The sequence below is a fragment of the Pedobacter anseongensis genome (assembly GCF_037482965.1).
GTDB classification, from domain to species: Bacteria; Bacteroidota; Bacteroidia; order Sphingobacteriales; family Sphingobacteriaceae; genus Pedobacter; species Pedobacter anseongensis.
This window is the reverse complement of sequence record NZ_JBBHKB010000005.1, coordinates 38,961-62,090: the sequence shown is the minus strand read 5'-3', so window position 1 is coordinate 62,090 and position 23,130 is coordinate 38,961. Positions and strand designations below refer to the sequence as shown.

General features: G+C 36.8%; 20 protein-coding genes. 7 read left to right on the top strand and 13 right to left on the bottom strand.

What is annotated here, in order from left to right:
- Nucleotides 1–64 precede the first annotated feature (64 nt).
- Nucleotides 65–1,420 (bottom strand): Gfo/Idh/MocA family protein, encoded by a 1,356-nt coding sequence (locus WG904_RS17130; RefSeq protein WP_339580567.1) that lies wholly within the window; start codon nt 1,418–1,420, stop codon nt 65–67.
- 171 nt (nt 1,421–1,591) lie between these two features.
- Between WG904_RS17130 and WG904_RS17125 the strand changes: the two genes are divergently transcribed.
- Nucleotides 1,592–2,575 carry an FAD:protein FMN transferase gene (locus tag WG904_RS17125; protein WP_339580566.1) on the top strand — a complete coding sequence of 328 codons (984 nt, stop codon included), beginning with the start codon at nt 1,592–1,594 and terminating at the stop codon, nt 2,573–2,575.
- Here WG904_RS17125 and WG904_RS17120 read toward each other — a convergent pair.
- Both WG904_RS17120 and WG904_RS17115 read right to left on the bottom strand, forming a co-directional pair.
- Nucleotides 2,572–4,767 carry a PepSY domain-containing protein gene (locus tag WG904_RS17120; RefSeq protein ID WP_339580565.1) on the bottom strand — a complete coding sequence of 732 codons (2,196 nt, stop codon included), beginning with the start codon at nt 4,765–4,767 and terminating at the stop codon, nt 2,572–2,574. The two genes, WG904_RS17125 and WG904_RS17120, sit on opposite strands and share 4 nt — an antisense overlap.
- 10 nt (nt 4,768–4,777) lie before the next feature.
- A complete protein-coding gene (locus tag WG904_RS17115) occupies nt 4,778–5,266 on the bottom strand; it encodes a DUF2271 domain-containing protein (protein WP_339580564.1) in 489 nt (162 codons plus the stop codon).
- 160 nt (nt 5,267–5,426) lie between these two features.
- Between WG904_RS17115 and WG904_RS17110 the strand changes: the two genes are divergently transcribed.
- Nucleotides 5,427–6,914, top strand: coding sequence for an ankyrin repeat domain-containing protein (locus tag WG904_RS17110; protein ID WP_339580563.1), 1,488 nt, complete (start codon nt 5,427–5,429; stop codon nt 6,912–6,914).
- Between the two features lie 118 nt (nt 6,915–7,032).
- Here WG904_RS17110 and WG904_RS17105 read toward each other — a convergent pair whose 3' ends face one another.
- Complete coding sequence (locus tag WG904_RS17105; RefSeq protein WP_339580562.1) at nt 7,033–7,566, bottom strand: hypothetical protein; 534 nt, start codon at nt 7,564–7,566, stop codon at nt 7,033–7,035.
- Between the two features lie 2 nt (nt 7,567–7,568).
- Nucleotides 7,569–10,283: a valine--tRNA ligase gene (locus WG904_RS17100; RefSeq protein ID WP_339580561.1), complete on the bottom strand. Its 2,715-nt coding sequence runs from the start codon at nt 10,281–10,283 to the stop codon at nt 7,569–7,571.
- Between the two features lie 346 nt (nt 10,284–10,629).
- Here WG904_RS17100 and WG904_RS17095 point away from each other — a divergent pair, with 346 nt between their 5' ends.
- Complete coding sequence (locus tag WG904_RS17095; RefSeq protein WP_339580560.1) at nt 10,630–12,663, top strand: M13 family metallopeptidase; 2,034 nt, start codon at nt 10,630–10,632, stop codon at nt 12,661–12,663.
- A 37-nt stretch (nt 12,664–12,700) separates the two neighbouring features.
- Here the strand turns inward: WG904_RS17095 and WG904_RS17090 are convergent, their stop codons facing one another.
- Complete coding sequence (locus tag WG904_RS17090; protein ID WP_339580559.1) at nt 12,701–13,039, bottom strand: MmcQ/YjbR family DNA-binding protein; 339 nt, start codon at nt 13,037–13,039, stop codon at nt 12,701–12,703.
- A 64-nt stretch (nt 13,040–13,103) separates the two neighbouring features.
- Here WG904_RS17090 and mnmC2 point away from each other — a divergent pair, with 64 nt between their 5' ends.
- From mnmC2 to WG904_RS17070, 4 genes are read left to right on the top strand one after another with little or no spacing between them, the layout of a single operon-like run.
- Nucleotides 13,104–13,793 (top strand): tRNA (5-methylaminomethyl-2-thiouridine)(34)-methyltransferase MnmC2, encoded by a 690-nt coding sequence (gene mnmC2, locus WG904_RS17085; RefSeq protein ID WP_339580558.1) that lies wholly within the window; start codon nt 13,104–13,106, stop codon nt 13,791–13,793.
- Nucleotides 13,794–13,803: 10 nt separating this feature from the next.
- Nucleotides 13,804–14,916 (top strand): AI-2E family transporter, encoded by a 1,113-nt coding sequence (locus tag WG904_RS17080; RefSeq protein ID WP_339580557.1) that lies wholly within the window; start codon nt 13,804–13,806, stop codon nt 14,914–14,916.
- 13 nt (nt 14,917–14,929) lie between these two features.
- Nucleotides 14,930–15,736, top strand: coding sequence for a nucleoside triphosphate pyrophosphohydrolase (gene mazG, locus WG904_RS17075; RefSeq protein ID WP_339580556.1), 807 nt, complete (start codon nt 14,930–14,932; stop codon nt 15,734–15,736).
- A gap of 33 nt (nt 15,737–15,769) precedes the next feature.
- On the top strand, nt 15,770–16,726 hold the full coding sequence (locus WG904_RS17070; RefSeq protein WP_339580555.1) for a zinc dependent phospholipase C family protein: 957 nt from the start codon (nt 15,770–15,772) through the stop codon (nt 16,724–16,726).
- 7 nt (nt 16,727–16,733) lie between these two features.
- On the opposite strand, the gene WG904_RS17065 is transcribed toward WG904_RS17070, so the two are convergent.
- The 7 genes from WG904_RS17065 to WG904_RS17035 all read right to left on the bottom strand — a co-directional run bounded on the left by WG904_RS17065 (nt 16,734) and on the right by WG904_RS17035 (nt 22,985).
- Entirely contained in the window at nt 16,734–17,387 is a 654-nt protein-coding gene (locus tag WG904_RS17065) for a VTT domain-containing protein (protein WP_339580554.1), read from the bottom strand.
- Nucleotides 17,388–17,554: 167 nt separating this feature from the next.
- A complete protein-coding gene (dnaN, locus tag WG904_RS17060; protein WP_339580553.1) occupies nt 17,555–18,679 on the bottom strand; it encodes a DNA polymerase III subunit beta in 1,125 nt (374 codons plus the stop codon).
- Between the two features lie 33 nt (nt 18,680–18,712).
- Nucleotides 18,713–20,383: a gliding motility-associated ABC transporter substrate-binding protein GldG gene (gldG, locus tag WG904_RS17055; protein WP_339580552.1), complete on the bottom strand. Its 1,671-nt coding sequence runs from the start codon at nt 20,381–20,383 to the stop codon at nt 18,713–18,715.
- Complete coding sequence (gene gldF, locus WG904_RS17050; RefSeq protein WP_339580551.1) at nt 20,377–21,105, bottom strand: gliding motility-associated ABC transporter permease subunit GldF; 729 nt, start codon at nt 21,103–21,105, stop codon at nt 20,377–20,379. Before gldF ends, gldG begins: the two co-directional genes overlap by 7 nt.
- Nucleotides 21,106–21,165: 60 nt before the next feature.
- Nucleotides 21,166–21,708: a hypothetical protein gene (locus WG904_RS17045; protein WP_339580550.1), complete on the bottom strand. Its 543-nt coding sequence runs from the start codon at nt 21,706–21,708 to the stop codon at nt 21,166–21,168.
- A gap of 34 nt (nt 21,709–21,742) precedes the next feature.
- On the bottom strand, nt 21,743–22,273 hold the full coding sequence (locus tag WG904_RS17040) for a hypothetical protein (protein WP_339580549.1): 531 nt from the start codon (nt 22,271–22,273) through the stop codon (nt 21,743–21,745).
- Between the two features lies 1 nt (nt 22,274).
- Nucleotides 22,275–22,985, bottom strand: coding sequence for an ATP-binding cassette domain-containing protein (locus WG904_RS17035; protein WP_339580548.1), 711 nt, complete (start codon nt 22,983–22,985; stop codon nt 22,275–22,277).
- Nucleotides 22,986–23,130: the final 145 nt, after the last annotated feature.

Genomic DNA, 23,130 nt, shown 5'->3' with positions numbered 1-23,130 from the left:
TATTTTATGTGCGTCGACAGGCTCAGCATTACAATTTATAAATTATTTATGTTTTTGTTATTGATTAATATTTAAATATTTTGCCACCCGCCATTACCTCTTGCAATTTTTCGTCAAAAGTGGCTTTGTTGCCCGTATGAACAGCAGCATTTGTCATAATATTTGCAATAGAGTGAGAATAACCCGCTTCTACAGGTGCATTTGGTGTTTTTCGGCTTCTTACACATTCCATCCAATTACGCATGTGTGCTGATGTTAACGAATCTCCACCTGTATTTGATCCGGTTGCAACCTTAACTTCTGCCTTTGATAAATCGAACGGTGCAAGCAAATTTGCTTTCATTCCCATGGCGGCAGCTTCTCTCTCCCCTAATCCGCCTTTTGGCGAAACCTTGTTGGTAATTAGGTTTAACTCGCCACCATTGGCATAATACACCTCGCCAACATCGCCAACGCTATTTTGCATTCTAGAGGTAAATGTAACTTGAAAACCATCGCTCGAGTTGGGTTGGCCATAATCAAATACTGCAACCATCGAATCCCAATTTTTACGACCATCTTTCCAAGTGTAAATACCACCATTAGCCACTACGCTACGTGGGTGTTTTAAATTGGTAAACCAATGAACGGTATCGATTTGATGCGACATCCATTGACCGGGCATTCCAGAAGAATAAGGCCAGAACAGACGATATTCTAAATATTTTCTTGGATCCCAGGTGTCGGCAGGACGATTTAAGATAAAACGTTTCCAGTCGATATCTTCTTGCTTTAGTTTGGCAACCAAAGCCGGACGGCGCCAGCGACCAGGCTGATTTACATTCCAAACTAAATCTACGGCCGTAATGGCGCCAAATTTTCCTTCTTGAATAAAATTGGCTGCGTTTTTATAATTTTCACCACTCCTTCGCTGAGAACCAATTTGTACAATTTTATTCGACTCTTTTACGGCCTTTAAAGCTAGTTTGGCATCGGCCATGGTTTCGGCAAATGGTTTCTCGACATAAGCATCACAACCTGCTTTTACCGCTTCAACGGTATGCAGTGCGTGCTGAAAATCGGCTGTACTGATAATAACCGCATCCAAATCTTTCATGGAATACAACTCATCGTTATTTCTACATCCTTGGATATCGTGACCAATTTTCTCCTTAATATGAGCAAGACCTAGATCTCTGCGGTAGCTCCATAAATCAGAAAGGCCAACAATATCGAAGTTCAGTTCTTTGTGGTGATTTAAAAAGCAGGGGAAAAGTGTATCCTTAAAACGGTCGGAAAAAGCAGCAATACCTACCCTTACCCTATCGTTAGCACCTATTATACGGTTATAACTTTTCGCACTCGCACTAAAAGTTCCAGAATAAGCAGCCGCAGCAAGGAGGGCAGATTGTTTAACAAATGTTCTTCTTGAATTATCCATTTGAATGAAGATTTATATTGGTTCGATTGTTTTTTAATCTATTGTAATAATAAGCATTAAAAATCAAAAATTAATAATCACAATAGTAACAATTTAAATATATTATGTAGTACATATTAATAAGGATTTTTATTATTTAGAAATAATCTAAATAATAGGTACTTTTGGAGCATGAAATACTTGTTATTCTTTTCTGTATTTTTTGGTGCATTTCAGAGTTCTGCTCAACTATTGAGAAAGCGGTCGACCACCCTGATGGGAAGCCGTTTCGACATTACAATTGTTGCGGCAGATTCAGCATCAGCAGAAGCAAACATCGATTTGGTGATTGCCGAGGTAAGTCGGATTGAAAATTTAATATCAGACTGGCGTTCCACAACTCAAATTGGGCAAGTAAACAGCAATGCGGGCATTAAACCTGTAAAAGTTGATTCAGAAGTTTTTGCACTTACCGAACGTGCCATCCATCTTTCAGAAATTACGGACGGGTTTTTCGACATTAGCTTTGCAGCAATGGATCGAATTTGGAAGTTCGATGGGTCGATGACCGAGATGCCATCGCCTGAAGCCATAAAAAAATCGGTCGAGAAAGTTGGCTATAAAAACATTGTACTCGATAAAGCGAATAGTACTATTTTCTTAAAATTTAAAGGCATGAAAATTGGCTTTGGCGCTCTTGGCGAAGGATATGCAGCTGATAGATGTAAGGAATTAATGCTGAAAAAAGGAATTGAAGCGGGCATTGTAAATGGCTCTGGCGACATGAATACCTGGGGTAAACAACCGGATGGAAGTGCGTGGAATATTGGCATAACTGACCCTAAAAACCCTACGGCACTGTTGGCAGTAGTACCATTAGCTCATGGGGCTGTGGTTACATCGGGAAGTTATGAAAAATTTGTCGTCTTCAATGGCAAACGGTATGCACATATTATTAACCCTAAAACAGGTTATCCTGCTACCGGACTTTCTAGTGTAACTATTTTTGGGCCAAGTGCCGAAATGGCGAATGGATTAAGTACATCGATTATGGTGCTTGGTAAAAAGGCAGGATTGAAGTTATTAAAGAGTTATCCTGAAATGAGTTATATTTTGATTTCTGATAAGAATCGGATCTACTCGTCGCCAGGTCTTAAGCTTTCGAAATTTAACTAATAACAATCCATTAAAATCCTATTGTGCGATTGATAATAACTTAATCCTTGATTGTTTTTTTCTTTAAAAATAAAATCCAGTACTTCGATTACATCCTTTTGCATAGCTAGAGCGCCACAAATCATAATTACTCCATCATTTTTCATGGCGTTGGCAATTAATTCTTGATCTCTTTTCAAAAGATCGCTAACATATTGCTTTTCCCCTTCTCGAGAATAAGACAAATGCAAACTACTTAGCTTTTGTTCTTTTAGATTTACATCCATCGCCTTTTGGTAAAGTTCAAAGGAAGAGGCTCCTCGAAAACCAGCATATAAATGCGCAGTCACTTTTTTGCGATTATCGCTTATCATCCCCAAAAATGGTGCAATTCCGGTTCCATTAGAAATCATTATCACCGTAGATGCCCTTTTTGGAAAATGAAAATGAGGATTTCTATCAATACTTGCACTAATGGTTTGTCCGGGTTCCAGCTGATACAAAAAGCCAGAGCCTAATCCGCTTTGATGTAATTTAACACTTAACTGTACATTTTTATTGACTCTACCGATGGAATATAATCTTTCGCGGTGATCATTTGCAGGATAAATGGCAAGCAAATCACCAGATTTAAAACGACTACTTCGTTTTGGTTTCAAATGAATCAAGAAAGAACCTTCTTCGTGGGTTAAGCCTGTTTTTTTGGTTACGACTAACTTTTGTAAACGTTTAGATTTTGTAGCGAATAACTTTGGCGAAATGTTAAGCTGAATTTCGGTTTTTTGAGACCATAACGATGCCCATTGGCCAAATTCTTCCGGTGAGCATTCATTTACGGTATGAATTTCGAGTAAAGAAGTGGCCCATTCTTGAAGAGAAAGTGTATTATTTACTTCAAAAGCAAATTTACAAAAATCTGGATAGGCTTTTGAGCCAAAACCCACTACCGAGAAATCAACTTTTAAAGGCTGTTTATTTTTCCTCAATAACTCGATAAACCTGTTCGAATTTGCTGGCGGGTTACCTAGTCCGTATGTTGCGGTAAATACAAGAATGTGCTCCGCTTTTGGAAAAATGGTAAAATTATTGAGTTCGGTTAAAAAGCATTTTTCTCCCCTTTTAATGAGTTGTTGATGTACCGCTCTAGCGAAATGAAAGGTACTTCCGTTCTCAGAACCAACTAAAATAATGTATTTACACTCTTCTTTTTTGTATGTATTCTTGATTCGTCCAGCCATACGTTTTAGCGAAATTGCAAAACCTGAATAGATAAAGAATAGAATATTTACCGAAGCTAGTGCCAAAACAATGGCCCAAATGATATGTGTTCTACCAGTATGCAAATCAAGACTTCGCTCATTTAACAACACCCGCGTGGGATAAATAGCCTCTGTTAAGATATCGCCTGTAACTTGATTAACTGTAAGTTCCCTATCTTTTAATTTAAAGGTAAAATAATCTTCAACATCTTCCGAAAATGGAAATTCGATGCTATTCACTTCAGCTAACTTTGTGTTTTTAAAAATGGAGAGTTCTTGTATTTTCTTTTGTGGAGTCGATTTTATCGAGTCGAAATCAACTTTCTCCGAAACTTTATACTCCGGAATTATTTTAAAACGTGTTAGTGATAAATATGTTCCGCTGAGGGTGATAAGTAACAGTGGGATAAGTAGCAAACGGCCTAAAGTAACGTGATAATACTGCGCAAAATTCGTTCTTACTATTTCAGTGAAAAATCTTTTTATTCCTCGCTGACGCTGTATAATAAGCGCTAGGCCCGAAAGTGTGATTAAAAGCAAAATAAAAGTGGTAAGCCCTACAAAGAATCTACCCAAATTATGTAAAAAAAGCGACCGGTGTAAAGACGTAACCCATTGAAAAAATTCACTTTCTTTCTCAGGAATTCCCATGGTTTTCCCAGTTCTTGGATCAACATACACCGTTACATAATCACCTTCTAAATTAATACCTTTTACAATTACGAACTGATTCGCATCAACGGTTAAGCTGGTGATCTCTTCAAAATTATTTTTAATTGCAGGAATAGATTCCGCTAAGGTTATTTTGTTAAATTCATCCACTTTGTAGGGAAGCATTTTCAACGAAATCGGTTCAAATGCAAGGATAATTCCAGTAATAGCGGCAAGTGCAATAAATAGGAAAGAAGATAAAGCCAGCGCTAAGTGGCTATATCTCCAAACTGAAATAGTCATATGCTAAACCCTAATTTGCGCTAAATCTCACGTAACGGATGTAATTTGTACCTTCTGTTTTTCCTGATAAGCTTTCAGTAGTTAATGGGATTTCGATGTCCTTGGTATGATATTCTTTATCCTCTACGGCGGTCTCGAACCTTAACTTGTAACCTGCATTTAACTTAGCATTTTCAATTTCAAAAGTGGTTACACTGCGATCGCCACCCGCAACAGATGCACCAGTAATTGCACTGAGGTTGATGGGCCTTTTTGAATTGAATTTGTGCCATTCCTTAAGGCTATTATACCATTTTTTATCAGGCCCCATTACATATAATGTTCTTTCATAGGTACCCTTTGGATTGATAAGCGATACCACAACATACGAAGATTCGCCAACATAATTGGTCATTTGCACCATACATTTATATTTCGTGAAACCAGGTTTCTGAGCGGATAACATAAAAGGTAAGGTAATGATTAAGGCAATTGATAATAGGGTTTTCGAAATATTCATGTCTTTTTTAAATTATGCTTTAAGTTAATTTAGCATTTACGCCACAAACTTAATAAGAATTAATCTAAATAAGAAGCGATTTAATTTTTATTTAGACTGATTCTTATTAGCTTTACACCCGAAAGTTGAATTAGTCAACCCTATATATTCTTTATCAATTATGTTATATTCAAAAATCAGACCGCTCGCTATTGCGATTTTAACCTTAGTTTCTGCTTCTGTAATGGGGCAAAAGAACATTTTTTTAGATCAAGGGTATTGGAAAACGAATCCTACTGCGGTTCAGATTAGCAGTGAAATGGAAAAGGGAAATAGCCCATCTGAACTGAGCAGTAACAGTTTTGATGCTGTGGTGATGGCTATAAATGCAGGAGCACCTAACGAATCCATTAAATTTTTGCTTTCGCAACCTGGCAACGACGCCAATAAATTAACCCATGATGGCAGAACATATATCTTTTGGGCAGCTTCTCGAGGCAATGTAGAAATTATGGAATACTTGTTAAGCAAGGGTGCAAAAGTAGATGTAATTGATAGTCATGGCGCTACCGTATTAAATTTCGCAGCTTCTGGTGGGCAACAACATACAAAAGTATATGATTTATTAATTAGCAATGGCTATGACTTGAAAAAAGGCGTAAATGGTGAAGGGGCTAATGCACTTTTATTAACCATGGCTACTGCTAAAGATTTTAAATTAACAGATTATTTTATTTCGAAGGGGCTTGACCTAAAAAGCACAGATGCGAAAGGAAATACTGCTTTTAATTATGCCGCAAGGACTGGAAATATAGAAATATTAAAAGCACTTGTAGCAAAAGGAGTTAAGTATAACGACAATGCCATGTTAATGGCTGCACAAGGTGGAAGAGGTAGCGCAAATACGCTTGATCTTTTCAAATACTTAGAAAGCCTTAAAATAAATCCTGCAGTTATTGGCCCAAATGGAGAAAATGTACTTCATGCGCTTGCGAGAAAACCAAATCAAGCAGAAATTATCAATTATTTCATTGCTAAAGGGGTAGACTTGAATAAAGCAGATAATGATGGAACCACACCATTTATGAATGCCGCTGCGTCAAATTCAGATCTTGAATTGATTACTTTGTTAAGCTCATCAGTTAAAAACATTAATCTAGTAAACAAAAAAGGTAATTCTGCATTAACGTTAGCTATACGTGGCAATACGCCTGCCGTAGTTAATCTATTGCTTTCGAAAGGTGCAGATGTAAATGTAGTGGATGCAAACGGCAATAATTTGGCTGCCTATTTAATTGACACCTATAGTCCGCAACGCTTAACCGCATTTGAAGCTAAATTAAAATTATTACAAGATAAGGGCCTCGCGATTACAGCCCCTCAAAAAAATGGAAATACGTTATATCATTTAGCTTTGGCTAAAAATGATTTCGCATTACTTAAACGCATAGAAATTTTCAATGTAGATGTGAATGCGAAAAACAAAGAAGGAATAACTGCATTGCATAAAGCAGCAATGACGGCTAAAGACGATAGCATGATGAAATATTTACTTGCCATCGGCGCAAAAAAAGATGTGGTTACCGAATTCAAAGAAACTGCGTTTGATTTGGCAAAAGAAAATGAATTTCTTTCTAAGAATAAAGTTTCGATAGAGTTTTTAAAGTAATAAACAAAGAATCGTAATCTCGACCGAGGAACGAGGAGAGATCTAGAGCATTCTTATAGATATCTCTTCGCTCCTGCAGTCGCTCGAAATGACGATTATTTTGCAAAAAAAATTAAGATTAAAGGGCCTTAAACCCTGTAATTACAAAAGTATATTGTCCGAGATGGTACCCTTTAAAATCGGCAACATGAATAAATTTAACATCTTTTCTTTTGCCTTGTGTATGCAAGGTTCCGGTTAAGGTGTATTTTTTATCGATAGCTAAATCATTGACTTGATTGTCGTTAACGATTCCTAAAATTCGAATTTGAATGTAATTTAATAAAGACCCAGCATTCCTACTGGTATCATTATAAGCTTCAAATCTAGCTATTTTAGTACGAATCTCGTTAATTGAAGTGTCTTTTATTTCCTTTAGCTGTAAAGGCATACCTTTCAAGAAACTAGTATCATTACTTAAGTTAATTAACTTGTGCTTAAATTTTTCGGTGGTTTCACCTTCAATGGTTTCATTTTTTGCCCAATCTGGATTATTTTCAATAAACTCACTTACATTTTGTTCAATAAAAATTGTTGATTTTTCTGATTCAGTTTTTTTAGTTGAGCAAGAAGCTAGTACAGCCAATGCACATAGAAATAGTAGTTTTCTCATAATTATCCTTCTAAAACGGCTAAACTTTCGGTAATAATATTAATTTTAGACTCTGCATCTGCCTTTTTATTACGCTCGTTGGCAATGATCTCGGGTTTTGCATTCTGCACAAAGCGTTCGTTATTTAATTTTGCATCCACCGACTTTAAAAAACCTTGCAAATACACTAGTTCTTTGGTTAATCGTTCCTTTTCTGCCTCTAAATCTATATTTTCATTTAAAATGATAAAGAATTCATCTTTACCAATCATAAAGCTAGCGGCACCTGCAATTTTTTCGTTCACCAATTCAATTTCTCCAATATTGGCTAATTTAAAAATGATATTGGTCCATTTTTCGTAAGCTACACTTGAATTTATTTTAATGCACAAATGCAATGCATCTTTTGGAGAAATTTGACGGATATTTCTTACGTTTCTAATTTCAGAGATCAGCTCTTTAACTAGCTCTCCTTCTTTAAGTAAAGTTTCGTTGATATTGCCAATTTTCGGAAAATCGGCAACAATACAGCAATCCATTTCTTCTCTTTCACCAAATAACTCATCGTGATAAAGTTCTTCCGTAATAAAAGGCATAAAAGGATGCAATACTTTAAGAATTTGCTCAAAATACCCGATACTAATCTGTTTTGTTTCGGCATCGATAGGTTGTTGATATGCCGGCTTAACCATTTCTAGGTACCACGCACAGAAATCGTCCCATACCAATTTATAAGTCGTCATTAAGGCTTCCGACAATCGGTATTGTTTAAAATTGGCTTCAATTTCTCCCAAAGCTTCGTTTAATCGATTTTCGAACCAAGAAATAGCTTGCTGGTTGGGGTTTTCTAAATTTTCGTTAACCTCCCACCCTTTAACTAAACGGAAGGCATTCCATATCTTATTCGCAAAATTTCTTCCTTGTTCGCAATAGGTTTCGTCGAACATTAAATCATTTCCGGCAGGCGACGACATCAACATGCCTACCCTTACCCCGTCTGCACCATATTTTTCAATTAACCCAATCGGATCTGGAGAATTGCCTAAAGATTTAGACATCTTTCGGCCCAACTTATCACGTACGATACCCGTTAAATATACATTTGTAAAAGGTTTTTGACCTCTAAATTCATGCCCGGCCATAATCATCCTTGCCACCCAGAAAAATAAAATTTCGGGAGCCGTTACCAAATCATTGGTAGGATAGTAATAGTTAATATCTTTATTATCGGGATTTTTAAACCCGTCAAAAACAGAAATAGGCCACAACCACGAAGAGAACCACGTATCCATTACATCTTCATCCTGTGTAATAAATTCGCTTGCTTGTGCTCTAAAACCTTGTTTTTCTTGCTCAGAAAACGCACTGCGTTCTGACGAGCGATTAATTAATTCTTCTATCGCTTCTTCCTTAGTTTTTGCAACTACTGGAATTTCGTGTTGAAAATACCAAGCTGGAATACGTTGTCCCCACCACAATTGCCTACTAATGCACCAATCCTTTACATTCTCCATCCAATGGCGATAGGTATTCACAAATTTCTCTGGTATTAACTTTATCTCACCATTTAATACATCGGCCAATGCTGGCTTAGCCAATTCGTCCATTTTACTAAACCATTGCAAAGAGAGCTTAGGTTCAATTACTGCATCCGTACGTTCAGAATAACCCACTTGAGATTTATAGTCTTCAACTTTATCTAAATTACCGCTTTCTTCGAGCATTTTGGCAATTTTCTTTCTGGCTATAAATCGATCTTCCCCTATTAAAATTTCAGCTTTGTCATTTAAAGTACCATCGTCATTTAAAATATCGATTACAGGCAATTGATGTTTTAAACCTAGTTCATAATCGTTTAAATCGTGAGCTGGCGTAACCTTTAAACAACCCGTACCAAAATCCATCGTTACGTAATCATCCAATATTATTGGAATTGCACGGTGAATTAAAGGCACATAAACTTGCTTACCATGCAAATGAAAGTAGCGTTCATCATTTGGGTTAATGCATATCGCACTATCGGCCATGATGGTTTCGGGCCGAGTGGTAGCTATTGTTAATGAATTATGAGTGGTGAGTTGCGAGTTTTGAGGCTGGGCGCCACCTAATCCTTGCTCAGTGTTCTTAATGGCATACTTAATATAGTAAAGTTTCGAATTTACCTCTTTGCGGATAACTTCCTCATCAGAAACTGCCGATTTAGCAGAGGGGTCCCAATTTACCATACGAATGCCCCGATAAATATTTCCCTTCTTGTATAAGTGAATAAAGCTATCGATTACGGCATCTGATAAATCTTCTTCCATGGTAAAGCGTGTTCTATCCCAATCGCAGCTTGCACCCAGTTTTTTTAATTGCTCTAAAATTATACCCCCGTATTTTTCTTTCCATTCCCAAGCATAAGCTAAAAATTCCTCGCGAGTAAGATCTTTTTTGCTAATTCCGCGTTCCTTAAGCATGGCAACAACTTTAGCTTCTGTAGCAATCGAAGCATGATCTGTACCCGGCACCCAACACGCATTTTTACCTTGCATACGGGCTTTGCGAATCAGCACGTCCTGAATGGTATTGTTCAGCATATGGCCCATATGCAGCACTCCAGTTACGTTTGGGGGTGGAATAACAATGGTATACGGCTCTCTTTCGTCGGGTTCAGAATGAAAAAATTTTTTGGCAAGCCAGTAGCTATACCATTTATCTTCGGTCTCGGTTGGATTGTATTTTGTAGATGTGCTCATGAATTACAAAAATAGTTAAAAAACTCGGAAAGTCCGAAAGCCAGATGGTCCATTCCATCCGTACAATTTTCATGTGCAAACACAATAAAAATTCGATACTGCTGTTATAGCTATATAATTTATCAATTGTGAACCGTCCATAATTAATTATGGCAAGGAACATCTGATAATTAAAAACAAAATCATAAACTGATGAAATCATTTAGGTTGTCGATATTTAACTACCATTTTTTCCGCAAATTTGGATTGAATAAAATCTATAATTGGTTTAACAAGTAATATTTCTATTATCTTGTTCGAATTAGGCTGCGAATGCTTAATTTTCGTTTTTAATTTCTTAAAGGATATGAAGCAACTCAAAAATTATTGTGCAATTTTTGGCATTATGGCGAGCAGTTTTTCTGTTTTTGCGCAAACTGCCCCTAAAAAATATATAGATCCGGCGAATATGGATTTAAGCGTAAAGCCTGGAGACGACTTTTACCAATATGCCAGTGGCACCTGGATTAAGAAAAATCCTGTTCCAGCCAAAGAAACCAGATGGGGTTCTTTTAACGAACTTCGTGAATTCAACGCTCAAGCAGTTAGAGGTTTGCTAGAAAATGCAGCAAAAGATAAAACGGCTTTACCCGGTTCGGTTACAAAGCGAGTGGGCGATTTCTATGCTGCCGCTATGGATAGCATAACCATCGAAAAACTAGGCTATACGCCTATAAAGGCCGATTTGGAAAAAATTAAACAAATTAAAGATGTGCCAGGTATTTTAGATCAGATTGCGTACATGCGTACTTCTGGGATTGGCAGTCCAATGTTCGGTTTTGGGGTTGGACAGGATCGAAAAAATGTAACCAAATATGTGGTGAACATCTCACAAGGTGGAACAAGCTTGGGCGATCGTGATTATTATTTAAAAGATGATCCACAAAGCGTTCGAATCCGCAACGCATACAATACGTATATGGTTCAACTATTTACGCTTACAGGAAGCACTGATGCCGAAGCAAAACAAAAAGCAATAACTGTTTTTAATTTAGAAAAAGCATTAGCTACGGCACAAATGAGTCGTATCGAAATGCGCGATCAATATAAAACCTATAATAAACTTACCGTTGCTGAATTTAATAAAGTTACACCAAATATCAATTGGACAACCTTAATGCCTAAGTTTAAAATTACTGGGCAAGATACGGTATTGGTAAATTCGTTGGGTTTCTTTAAGAGTTTAAATGAAATGTTAAACAGTGTTGCTTTAGAAGATTGGAAAACCTATTTATCTTGGAACATTCTTAAAGGTTCGGCAAATAATTTAAGTTCTCCGTTTGTTAAAGCAAGTTTTGCTTTTACTCAAGCACAAACCGGACAGAAAGTTCAAACACCAAGATGGCAACGCATGTCGTCGTTAACCGATGGCACAATTGGCGAATTATTAGGGCAGCTTTACGTAGCGAAATATTTTAAACCAGACGCAAAAGTTAGAATGGATGAGATGATCGTAAACCTTCGTAAAGCATTCGAAATTAGAATTAATGGCTTAGCGTGGATGAGCGATGTGACCAAGAAAAAAGCATTAGAGAAGTTGCACGCCTTTACACCAAAGGTTGGATATACTACAAAATGGAAGACCTATGATGGATTAGTAATTAACAGATCAACTTATTTTCAAAATTTGCGCAATGTTGGCGTTTGGGGATATAATGAAAACATTAAGCAGTTAGGTAAACCTGTAGACCGTACACGTTTTGGAATGACACCTCCAACGGTAAATGCATCGTATAGTCCTACGATGAACGAAATAGTTTTCCCAGCTGGGATTTTGCAGTTTCCATTTTTTGACCCAAATGCTGATGATGCTGTAAACTATGGAGGTATTGGAGCAGTAATTGGTCACGAAATGAGCCATGGTTTTGATGATACCGGAAGCCAATACGATAAAGATGGAAACCTTAAAAACTGGTGGACAGATGAAGACCGTGCTAAATTTAACGATAAAACAAAAGCATTAGGCGAACAGTTCAGCACCTATACTGTTGTAGATACCATTCATGTTTTAGGGAAATTAACGATGGGCGAAAATATTGGCGACCTGGGTGGACTAAATGCTGCTTATACAGCATTCAAAATGACTAAACAAGGACAAGGCAATGTTAAAATAGATGGTTTTACGCCAGATCAGCGTTTCTTCTTGTCGTGGGCACAAGTTTGGAGAGGGAATATTTTACCAGAAGCTGCAGCACAGCTGATTAAAACTGATTCGCATTCACCTGGTCCGTATCGTACAATTGGTGCACCTGTAAATATGGATGCCTGGTACAATGCGTTTGATGTGAAGCCTGGAGATAAATTGTATAAAAAGCCAGAAGATCGGATTCGGTTGTGGTAGCCTAATTAATTAGCTAATTAGCACATCTACTAATTAGCTAATTATATTTTTCTTGAATTTTCTTGGGTAATTTTGCCAACACTAATGCGCGAGAAGTTTCAACTCTTTTCTTTAATTCCGCATCATTTAAAACTTCTAGGTTATCTATTTGAATCCATTGGCGTTTCGCCATGTGATAAGCTTGTTTAATTCCATCACGAGAAGTTAACTCATCAAATTCTTCGGGGTCACATTTTGTAGAAAAACTATTTCCTTCCTCTATTGCAATAATGACAAAGATTTTTTCTTCGATCATAAAGCATAAATGTTCCCATTTCATCCCTTCGGTAGTACCCGGTAAACTAAGACAATATTCTCTAAAACTTTCGATGTCCATTTTTTGGCTTGCTGATTGGTTAGTTGATTGGATTGCTAATTTAAAAACTTATTTTTGAAACCTCATGAATATCTTAATCCAAACAGCAGATGGCTCAAATACGTTATTTAACGAGACTATTGGCGAACATTATCATTCGTCGAATGGTGCATTGCAAGAGAGCAAACATGTTTTTATTGCGGCCGGATTGGAGTTTGCCCTTAGTAGAGATAGAGAAAACGAAATTAGCATTTTAGAGGTAGGCTTTGGCACAGGCTTAAATTTTTTGCTAAGCTTTGCGCATTGCGAAGAAAATTATGTAAAAGTTAACTATACAGGAATCGAAGCTTTTCCTCTTCCTAAATCAATTTTAAAGGAAACTGCATATAATAATTATGTTTCACCATATGTATGGGAGGCATTTCTTCTCCATTATGAAAATTGTTTAAACAGCATGCAAATGTTATCACCAAATTGCTCTTTAGAAATCTTACCTCAAAAATTAGATGCTGTAAAACAAAAACTAGAAGTTGATCTTATTTATTACGATGCATTTTCTGTTAGCAACCAACCCGAAATGTGGACCGATGAAATTATTGCACATGTTTGTAGTTTCCTAAAGCCAAATGGCATTTTTGTGAGCTACGCAATTACAGGGAATTTAAAAAGGGCGCTAAAAAATTGTGGTTTTAAAATTGAGAAGCTACCCGGTGCACCAGGCAAACGAGAAATGTTGAGAGCTGTTAAGTCGGATATTATTTTAACTTTATCATAAATTGCCATTTATGAAAGAGATTACATTACCATTCATTGCAAAATTAGCTTTAGTTTTATTATCGCTGATTATGCTGGGCTACTTAGCTATTCTGGGTAAAAGTCTGTTATCACCATTACTTTTCTCATTATTGATGGCCTTTCTTTTATTGCCGTTTGCAAACTTCTTGGAAATCAGGTTAAAGTTTAGAAGAAGTCTCTCTTCTATTACCTCAGTAGTTGTATTAATTGCGCTTATTTATGCTTTGCTTCATTTTTTAGCCAATCAACTAACAGAATTATGGGCCGATTGGCCCCTTTTAGTAAAACAGGTTACTACTGCATTTCATGATATTCAACATTGGATTTCTAGAACCTTTCATATTAATACCACAAAACAACAACTTTATCTTACAGATGGAGCCGAAAAAGCTTTATCTACAAGTGCAATTGTAATTGGAAGCACGTTAATAACGCTTTCATCGAGCCTATTATTCTTAGCTTTCACTTTACTCTTCACTTTTTTCATTCTTAATTACAGAAAATTATTATTTGCCTTTTTGACAACCGTTTTTGCGGAAGAGCACAAAACAAAAGTGGCTGATATTGTACAAGAAATTCAACGAATAATTAGAAAGTATGTATCAGGTTTATTTATCCAAATGGCAATCGTTACCATTTTGATGACGTTAACCCTCACTTTTTTAGGTGTAAAATATGCTATACTCTTAGGTTTAATTACTGGAATTTTTAACATTATCCCATATTTGGGGATTTCTACTGCATTACTAATCAGCGCACTCATTACTTTTGCAACGGCCGGCGCCGCTAAAGCCCTTTTCGTAATCTTTGCATTCATAGGCATTCATACCATCGACGGAAATCTACTGATGCCTTTAGTGGTTGGCTCTAAAGTTAAAATCAATGCCCTCTTTGCCTTTATTGGAATTATTGTGGGAGAAATGATTTGGGGAATATCAGGAATGTTTTTGTGCATCCCTTATTTGGCAATGCTAAAAATTATTTTTGAACGCGTAGATGGGCTAAAGGCCTGGGGCACATTATTAGGAGAGGAAGAAAAAAAACCACGAAAACGAAGAACCTATAGAATTACAAAAAAGATAAAATTAGAAGAAGCCGAATAAATCAATAAAAACTATGCCTTTAAATATTCCACCAGTAGCAACCACTAGTCCCGACACTGCATTTTTAAGACTATTAAATGTACTCGATACCCTTCGTACCCAATGTCCTTGGGATAAAAAACAAACTATGGAAACACTTAGGCACCTCACCATTGAGGAAACCTATGAGCTATCGGATGCAATTTTAGAAGGCGATAGTAATGAAATTAAAAAAGAGCTCGGCGATCTTATGATGCACCTCGTTTTTTACGCACGCATTGGAAGTGAAACCAACGATTTCGATATTACTGATGTATTAAATGGAGTTTGCGATAAACTTATCAATCGTCACCCCCATATCTATGGCGACGTAGTTGTAAATGATGAAGAAGATGTAAAAAGGAACTGGGAGCAGCTTAAATTAAAAGAGGGAAACAAATCGGTATTGGGTGGTGTACCTACCTCACTACCTGCCTTAGTGAAAGCAAGTCGCATTCAAGAAAAGGCAAGGGGCGTTGGCTTCGATTGGGAGCAGAAAGAACAAGTATGGGCTAAAGTTGAAGAAGAATTACAAGAATTTAAGGCAGAGTTTAACGTTGCCAAAAACGAAACTATCGATAAAGAAAAAGCCGAGGGTGAATTCGGCGATTTACTTTTCTCTCTAATTAATTATGCTCGATTTATCGACATCAACCCCGAAAATGCGCTAGAAAAAACGAACAAAAAATTCATTAAACGATTTCAATTCTTAGAAAACAAAGCTAAAGAAAATGGCAAGGCATTACAGGATATGACCTTAGCTGAAATGGATGTGCATTGGAATGAGGCAAAGAAGCTATAGGTGATTTTTAGATAAAAAATCATACCTTTAACTATGAAACGATTAACAACACTCCTATTGTTAATCATCCCTTTCCTCTTCTGTACTTCTTGGGGCTTTTTTGCGCACAAACGCATTAACCAGTTGGCCATTTTTACCCTACCTTTAGAAATGATTAATTTCTACAAAGCAGGGAGTAAGTACATCATTAGCCATGCAGTAGACCCCGATAAACGACGATACATCGACACGTTAGAAGCTCCTCGTCATTATTTAGACGTAGAAAATTTTGAAGAGTTTATGGATAGTATTCCCGAAAAGTGGAACACTGCCTTGGCAAAATATGGGCTAAGAAAATTAAATGCAAGCGGTATTGTTCCTTGGCAAATTGAACGAAGTTATTATAGCCTAGTGAAAGCATTTAAATCTCGAGATTCGTTGAAAATTTTAAAATACTCATCTGATCTGGGTCACTATGTTGGCGATGCTCATGTACCCTTACATACTACACATAACCATAACGGACAGTTAACGAATCAATCAGGCATACATGCTTTTTGGGAGAGTAGATTACCCGAACTTTTCGCCGGAAATTACAATTTACTAGCAGGAAAAGCGGTATATATAGAAAATCCATTAAAAATGGCCTGGTCTATTGTAAAAGAATCCCATCAATCGGTAGATACCGTATTAAGATTTGAAGAGGAGCTTAATCTTTCCTTTCCGGCCGACCAAAAATACAGCTTTACCAAGCGTGCTAATCGAGTAACGAGACAATATTCTTTAGCTTATTCAAAGGCCTATCAGGATAAAATGAATAACATGGTCGAAAAGAGAATGCGCGCTGCAATCTTAGCCGTAGGCTCTTTCTGGTTTTCGGCTTGGGTGGATGCTGGGCAGCCTAAACTAAAAAACTTAATTAAAATTGATTTAACTAACGAAGAAAAAAGACAAATAGAGTTAGAAGAAAAAAAATATGCAGAAGGAAAAATTATTGGACGAGAAAATTGATTTCGACTTAAGACTTAGGACTAACTTTAAACCTACTCGCTATAGCCGCATAAATTGCCGGTAAAAAGGTAACTACCGCAATTAATACAATAACAATATCAAAGTTATCTTTAAACCATTGAATTTGCCCTAATAAATATCCTGCAAACAATAAACTGAAAATCCATGATATTCCGCCAATAATATTGAAAGTAGTATACCTGCCAAATGGCATTTTTGCAATACCTGCTACAAAAGGAGCAATTGTTCTAAAAATTGGCAAAAAGCGGCTAAAAATAATAGCCTTTCCCCCATGTTTTTCGAAAAATTCGTGCGATTGATGATAATATTTAAGCTTTAAGATTTTGTTTTTTTCTTTAAAAACACCTGCACCGAGCACACTTCCGAGCTTATAATTTAAGGTATTGCCTAAGATGGCAGCCGCAACCAAAATAAAGAACATCACCCAAATATTTAAATCAGTTTTACCTCCTGCTATAAGTGCACCCGTTGCAAACAATAGTGAATCACCAGGTAAAAAAGGAGTAATTACAAACCCTGTTTCGGCAAAGATGATTAAGAATAAAATGAGGTAGGTTAGCGTATGATATTCATTAACAATTTCGGCAAGATGCTTATCAATGTGAAGAATAAAGTCTATGAGCTGTTCGAGTAATTCCAAGATATTTAATTTTCGACAAAAGTAGTAATATGCTTTCGATAAGCCTATCTATTTCTAGGATTTTCATGTTAATTGTAGGTAATTTTTAATTTACTTGGCACCAATATAGACTAGCTACCAATTAAAGGTTTAATCAGATGTTTCCTTCGAAAAGTTCAGGATAGCGATTAATAGCTATTGTTAAGCATTACCGGCATCACCAACATCAGCACGTCTTCGTTTTCATCGTTGGTTTGAGGAATAAGCAATCCTGCTCTGTTAGGTGTAGAAAGTTCTAAGGTAACTTCTTCTCCACTTAAGTTACTGAGCATTTCGATTAAGAAACGGGCATTAAAGCCAATTTCCAAATCTTCGCCTTCGTATTGGCAACTTAAACGCTCATGTGCTTCGTTTGCAAAATCTAAGTCTTCTGAAGATATATTTAATTCACTTCCATTAATTTTTAAACGTACCTGATGGGTAGTTTTATTTGCAAAAATAACCACTCTTCGTAGGGTATTTAAAAATAAGGCTCTATCGATGACCAATTTATTTGGATTATTTGCAGGTATTACTGCCTCATAATCTGGATAACGCTCGTCAATTAAGCGACAAACCAGGTTAATATTTTCGAATTTGAAGAAAGCACTAGTTGCATTATAATCAACTGAAACGTTTACATCGGTACTTGGCAAAGCAGCCTTTAATAAGGTGAGTGCTTTTTTAGGCAAGATAAATGAAGATGCTTTTTCAGCCTTACTATCCATTCGGCGATATCTCACCAATTTATGAGCATCAGTAGCCACAAAGGTAATATGCTGCGGAGAAAGCTGGCAATATACACCTGTCATCGCTGGGCGTAACTCATCATTACTTACAGCGAATATTGTTTTAGTGATGGCCTCGGTTAAAACTGAAGCTGGCAAGTTTACAGACGACGCATTCTCTACTACTGGAATTTTCGGAAAATCATCACCATTTTCACCACTTAATTTGTATTTACCATCGCCAGCACTAATCTCTATTGAGAACGAATTATCATCTATATTAAAGGATATAGGTTGATCTGGTAAGGTTTTAAGGGTATCTAATAATATCCTAGATGGAACGGCAACTTTGCCTCCTTCTTTAGACTCAACAGGTAAAGAAGTAGTCATGCTAGTTTGCAAATCTGTTGCCGAAATGGTTAAATTGCCTTCCTTAATTTCGAACAGAAAATTTTCTAATATGGGCAAAACAGTACTGCTACTAGAAGCTCCATTAACAGTTTGTAAATGTTTTAATAACGTCGAAGTTGATACTATAAATCTCATTGTTGGGTTTATCTGTTCTCAAAAATATAAAAATTACTTCGTATACTTATGCTTACGATAATAATGTTGAAAAGTTGCGAACAATATTAACAAAAAGAGCGGAAAAATAGCATTAAATACTTGCCATTTTGTTTTTTCGCTTCTCAACAACATCTTATTCAATAGTCTTACTTTAATTTCTTTATTTCGCAGGGCGATAAGATGATGATCGTCTGTAAAGTAATCGGCTATATTTAAAAGCAAGGCTTTATTCCCATAGTTCTGCTTAGAATAGCGATCAAATCCCAATGGAAAAGGCATTTTATCCGACTTACTTACCTGATTGGTAAATAGATTTCCATCGCCAATTACAATCATTTTAGTGGCCTTACTTTTTACAGGCACATCATATACTTCAGTTATGCCCTCGGGTACGGGCCGATTTAAAAATACAGATTTAAAACTACCTTCGAGCAAAACTCCAACAGGCTTTGGCGCATGATAGAATTCTTGGGGATCAGGTTGATCATTGAGCAACTCTAGCGACATCATTTTAGGCGTTTCGTAAACCTTATGATACGACGAAGTGCGTAATATCACAGTTTTATGCACATTGGGCACAGCAATGGTATCTATTGTACTTGCAAACTCTGTTCGAATGCCGTCGATATTCTTCACTACGTTATGGACGCTATCGGGCATCAAAACCGGATAATATAACCAAGGCACCAACTGTATCTGACCTTGGCCTAATGGCCCAGAGGCAACTGGTATAAGTGAAGAATTGGCATCAGCAATTAAATTGTAGTTAACCCTTACACCATATTCGAAAAGCATATCATCTATGTTAAGTGTACTATTAGCCGCTAAACTTGGCTTCCCACTTTGCATATCGTCTAAGCTAACGCGAACTTGATCTACCAACCAAACCACTTTACCACCTTTCATTACAAAATAATTGATCTTATATTTTTCGGCTTCGGTAAAAGCTTCTTTTGGGTTATCAATAAAAAGCAATTTTAAGCTATCTAGGCCTTCCTTGTTAATTAACTTTAAATCTACCCTTCCCACATAGAAACGCTGACTAAGGCTGGTTATGGCATCATAGAGTTCTAAATTAGAGGGCTCGCCCATACCTTCGGTAAAGCCTATGCGTGGATTTTGCCCAGTAAGCAAAGTTTGAATAGCGGAAGAAAATGTGTATTCAAGATTTTGAATAGAATTAGTAATATTTTCTTCGTAGTTCGTTGCTGGTCCCCCAGACTTCTGTAAAAGATTAACGGGCATTGGTTTCCCATCCACTTCCACCAAAGCCATCGGAAAAATAATTTTTTGCGTTAATCCAGCATCGCTTTTAATGTTCACCGCAACGGGTTTAATGCCAATCTCATCTAAGTCGCTCAAGACCTTATTTTGTTCATCAGCCCCTAAACCCGATATAGGATCAATGTAAATCAACTTTACATTTGTTTTAGCGTAACTTTTATAGTCGACCAATAAATCTTCCGTTGCACTTTTTAACCGCTTAAAAGCGGATGGCATTTCACCATCTAGAAAAACGGTTATAGTAATTTCTTTCTTGGCTTCGCTGAGAATTTCTTTGGTGCGTTGCGTTAGCGTATAGCGTTTTTCTTTGGTAAAATCGAAACGCCAATACAGGTAATGCGACACTACATTCAAAAGAATTAACAACACGATAAAAAACAGCGCTCTTTTCCCTACCATTTCCTACCTCCTATTACCCATTTCGTTAATCCTAAAAATAATGCAACAAAAGAAATAAAATAAATAAGATCCCGGGTGTCTAACACACCCCTACTTATCGATTGATAATGTTCGGCAATTCCTAAATTAACCAATACCGTACCTAAACTATTCAATTCGAATAATTTACTCGTCGATTCTAGTCCGCTAAAAGCAAAAAAACATAGCAATACGGCAAGTGAAAAAGCTACCACTTGATTTTTAGTTAGTGAAGAAGCAAATATGCCAACAGACACAAAAGCACTCCCTAGCAGAAATAAACCTATATATGAACCCATTACAGCTCCAGTATCGATATTCCCTTTAGGCATACCAAGTTGATAAATGCTATAATAGTAAACTAATGTTGGTAAAAGAGCAAAAAGCACCAAAACCACACAGGCAAAATACTTTGCTAGAATAATTTGCCAATCGCTCAATGGTCGCGTTGCTAAAAGCACATAGGTGCCTTCCTTCCGCTCTTCGGCAAAAGAGCGCATTGAAATTGCAGGAATAAGGAAAATGAACAAAAATGGGACTAAATTAAAAAAGCTATTCATTTCGGCATAGCCATAATCGAGTATCGAAGTATCCGGAAAAAACCATAATAACAACGCACAGGCCAATAAAAAAACACCAATGGTACTATAAGCCATTAGTGAGTTTAATAAGCTGAATAATTCTCTTTTAAAAACAGGAAACATCTTTTCTATTGTGTTATTGCAAATACGCCCATTTCCTATTCCCTAATTTCTATTTCCTCCCTAAAACCCAAAAACGTATGCTGCTCTTAACCCAACAAACGACAATCTATCCGTTGAACTTACTGCCCATTCTTCAAATCTTAACCCCACATCTATACTCGTCTTATTAGAAATTTCAAAGTTTGTTCCTACACCCCCAGCATAGGCAAACGAATTACCACGAACTCCCTTATCTTTTGAAATAGCCATCCCACCCTCTGCAGCAGCATAATATTTTTTATAAAAATTGTATTTTAAACCGGCTTTAGCAGGATAGACAACGGTGTTTTTTGGAACATAGCCCCATGGGGTAAAAATATCTTTATAGCGTTTACTCACTTCAACCGACACATAACCGCCAGATAATGTTACATTTAATTTTGACGACAAGCTATATTCGGCTTGAAGAGACCCTCCATAACCCATACCATAAAATTCGGCCGTACTCCCAAAGGCACTTAAAAGTTCCCCACCTAAACTCACTTTATATTTCGAATCGAGTTGTTGCGCATTTGCAGATAAAAGTAAACCTGCGATAAAAAAAAGTGATAGTATATATTTCATTATATGTGTGTTGAAGATTTACAATATTAAAGAATTAAAGATTAAATGCATACCCAGCTCTGAAAGTAAAAAAACCAAAGGTGGTGGTTTTGGAGGTGAATGTGCTTTTCCCCGTCCACCCTTCGTAACGAAGGCCGAAATCGAACTGGTTATTACTATTTCTGCTTCTAATGAATGTTCCTGCACCGGGCGACCATGCAAATCGAGTTGCACCGGTCTCATTCACAGGAATTGAAGCCCCTAGTTGACCTTCGAAATAAAAATTCTTGTCGGTGTAGTATTTTAATCCCGCTTTTACGGGTAAGTAAGAAAGGGTTTCGGCTCTGGGGCCAAGGAATTTTTTCCCTAAAAAACTCACTACACCACCACTCCCAGTAATGGAAAACTTTGGACTAAGGCCAATTTCTCCTTTTACATAACCGCCATACCCAATCGGACTTTGAGTGGTGGAGTTTCCGGTTGGCAAACTTAGTTCGGGACCGATAACAAGGTTATAATGCTGAGCCTTAGCGCCTAAAACAACCAATAAGAGGAATGAGAAAACAGTTAATTTTTTTATGTACATATTAATTATTGGTCAGTTTTTTGAAAATCTCTTCGAGCGATTGTGGTGCATACTTCTCCTTTAACGATAAAAGTGAGCTATTCGCTACAATTTTACCTTTATTAATGATGATTATGTCGTCGCAAATGGCTTCTACCTCTTGCATAATGTGCGTAGAAATAATAATGGTTTTATCCTTTCCCAATTCCTTTATTAGGGTTCTAATATCAGTCAATTGATTGGGATCCAAGCCCGATGTGGGCTCGTCGAGGATTAAAATTTTTGGATTATGGATGATGGCTTGGGCAATCCCCACTCTTTGCTTATAACCTTTAGAGAGCATTCCGATTTTCTTATGTTGCTCAGGTGTTAATCCAACTTGCTTGATCACCTCATTAATCGTTTGAGTTAAATTTTTAAGTCCGTAAGTTTCTCCTACGAAGTTTAAAAATTCTTTTACATACATATCGGTGTAAAGAGGTGTGTTTTCGGGTAAATACCCAATTTCCTTACGAATGGTTGTAGTGGCGGAGGTAATTAACTCACTTTCTATTTGAACCGTACCCGATGTAGGGTTTAAATAGCCTGTAAGCATGCGCATGGTGGTGGATTTCCCAGCTCCATTTGGACCTAAAAATCCTAAAATCTTGCCAGGTCTTGCTTCAAAACTAATTGCATCTACTGCTTTTTGTTGGCCAAAATGTTTGGTTAGTTCGTTTACCTTTATGCTCATGTGGTTTCAAATTTAGGGTTAAATTTGGAATATTCTAGGAGTTGTAATGTTAAAATGTTGTCAAGTTGAAATGTTCGTGGTACGTACTATTATAGCCTCAAACAATCTCCGCATAGCATTTTACATCTACCACATAAAATATTAC

Excerpts from the sequence above, each read along its gene's own strand:
- dnaN (WP_339580553.1), bottom strand. The coding sequence starts at position 18,679 with ATGAGATTTATAGTATCAACTTCGACGTTATTAAAACATTTACAAACT.
- mnmC2 (WP_339580558.1), top strand. The coding sequence starts at position 13,104 with ATGAATATCTTAATCCAAACAGCAGATGGCTCAAATACGTTATTTAAC.
- WG904_RS17125 (WP_339580566.1), top strand. The coding sequence starts at position 1,592 with ATGAAATACTTGTTATTCTTTTCTGTATTTTTTGGTGCATTTCAGAGT.
- WG904_RS17090 (WP_339580559.1), bottom strand. The coding sequence starts at position 13,039 with ATGGACATCGAAAGTTTTAGAGAATATTGTCTTAGTTTACCGGGTACT.
- gldF (WP_339580551.1), bottom strand. The coding sequence starts at position 21,105 with ATGTTTCCTGTTTTTAAAAGAGAATTATTCAGCTTATTAAACTCACTA.
- gldG (WP_339580552.1), bottom strand. The coding sequence starts at position 20,383 with ATGGTAGGGAAAAGAGCGCTGTTTTTTATCGTGTTGTTAATTCTTTTG.
- mazG (WP_339580556.1), top strand. The coding sequence starts at position 14,930 with ATGCCTTTAAATATTCCACCAGTAGCAACCACTAGTCCCGACACTGCA.
- WG904_RS17095 (WP_339580560.1), top strand. The coding sequence starts at position 10,630 with ATGAAGCAACTCAAAAATTATTGTGCAATTTTTGGCATTATGGCGAGC.
- WG904_RS17115 (WP_339580564.1), bottom strand. The coding sequence starts at position 5,266 with ATGAATATTTCGAAAACCCTATTATCAATTGCCTTAATCATTACCTTA.
- WG904_RS17070 (WP_339580555.1), top strand. The coding sequence starts at position 15,770 with ATGAAACGATTAACAACACTCCTATTGTTAATCATCCCTTTCCTCTTC.
- WG904_RS17045 (WP_339580550.1), bottom strand. The coding sequence starts at position 21,708 with ATGAAATATATACTATCACTTTTTTTTATCGCAGGTTTACTTTTATCT.
- WG904_RS17040 (WP_339580549.1), bottom strand. The coding sequence starts at position 22,273 with ATGTACATAAAAAAATTAACTGTTTTCTCATTCCTCTTATTGGTTGTT.
- WG904_RS17035 (WP_339580548.1), bottom strand. The coding sequence starts at position 22,985 with ATGAGCATAAAGGTAAACGAACTAACCAAACATTTTGGCCAACAAAAA.
- WG904_RS17080 (WP_339580557.1), top strand. The coding sequence starts at position 13,804 with ATGAAAGAGATTACATTACCATTCATTGCAAAATTAGCTTTAGTTTTA.
- WG904_RS17105 (WP_339580562.1), bottom strand. The coding sequence starts at position 7,566 with ATGAGAAAACTACTATTTCTATGTGCATTGGCTGTACTAGCTTCTTGC.
- WG904_RS17100 (WP_339580561.1), bottom strand. The coding sequence starts at position 10,283 with ATGAGCACATCTACAAAATACAATCCAACCGAGACCGAAGATAAATGG.
- WG904_RS17110 (WP_339580563.1), top strand. The coding sequence starts at position 5,427 with ATGTTATATTCAAAAATCAGACCGCTCGCTATTGCGATTTTAACCTTA.
- WG904_RS17120 (WP_339580565.1), bottom strand. The coding sequence starts at position 4,767 with ATGACTATTTCAGTTTGGAGATATAGCCACTTAGCGCTGGCTTTATCT.
- WG904_RS17130 (WP_339580567.1), bottom strand. The coding sequence starts at position 1,420 with ATGGATAATTCAAGAAGAACATTTGTTAAACAATCTGCCCTCCTTGCT.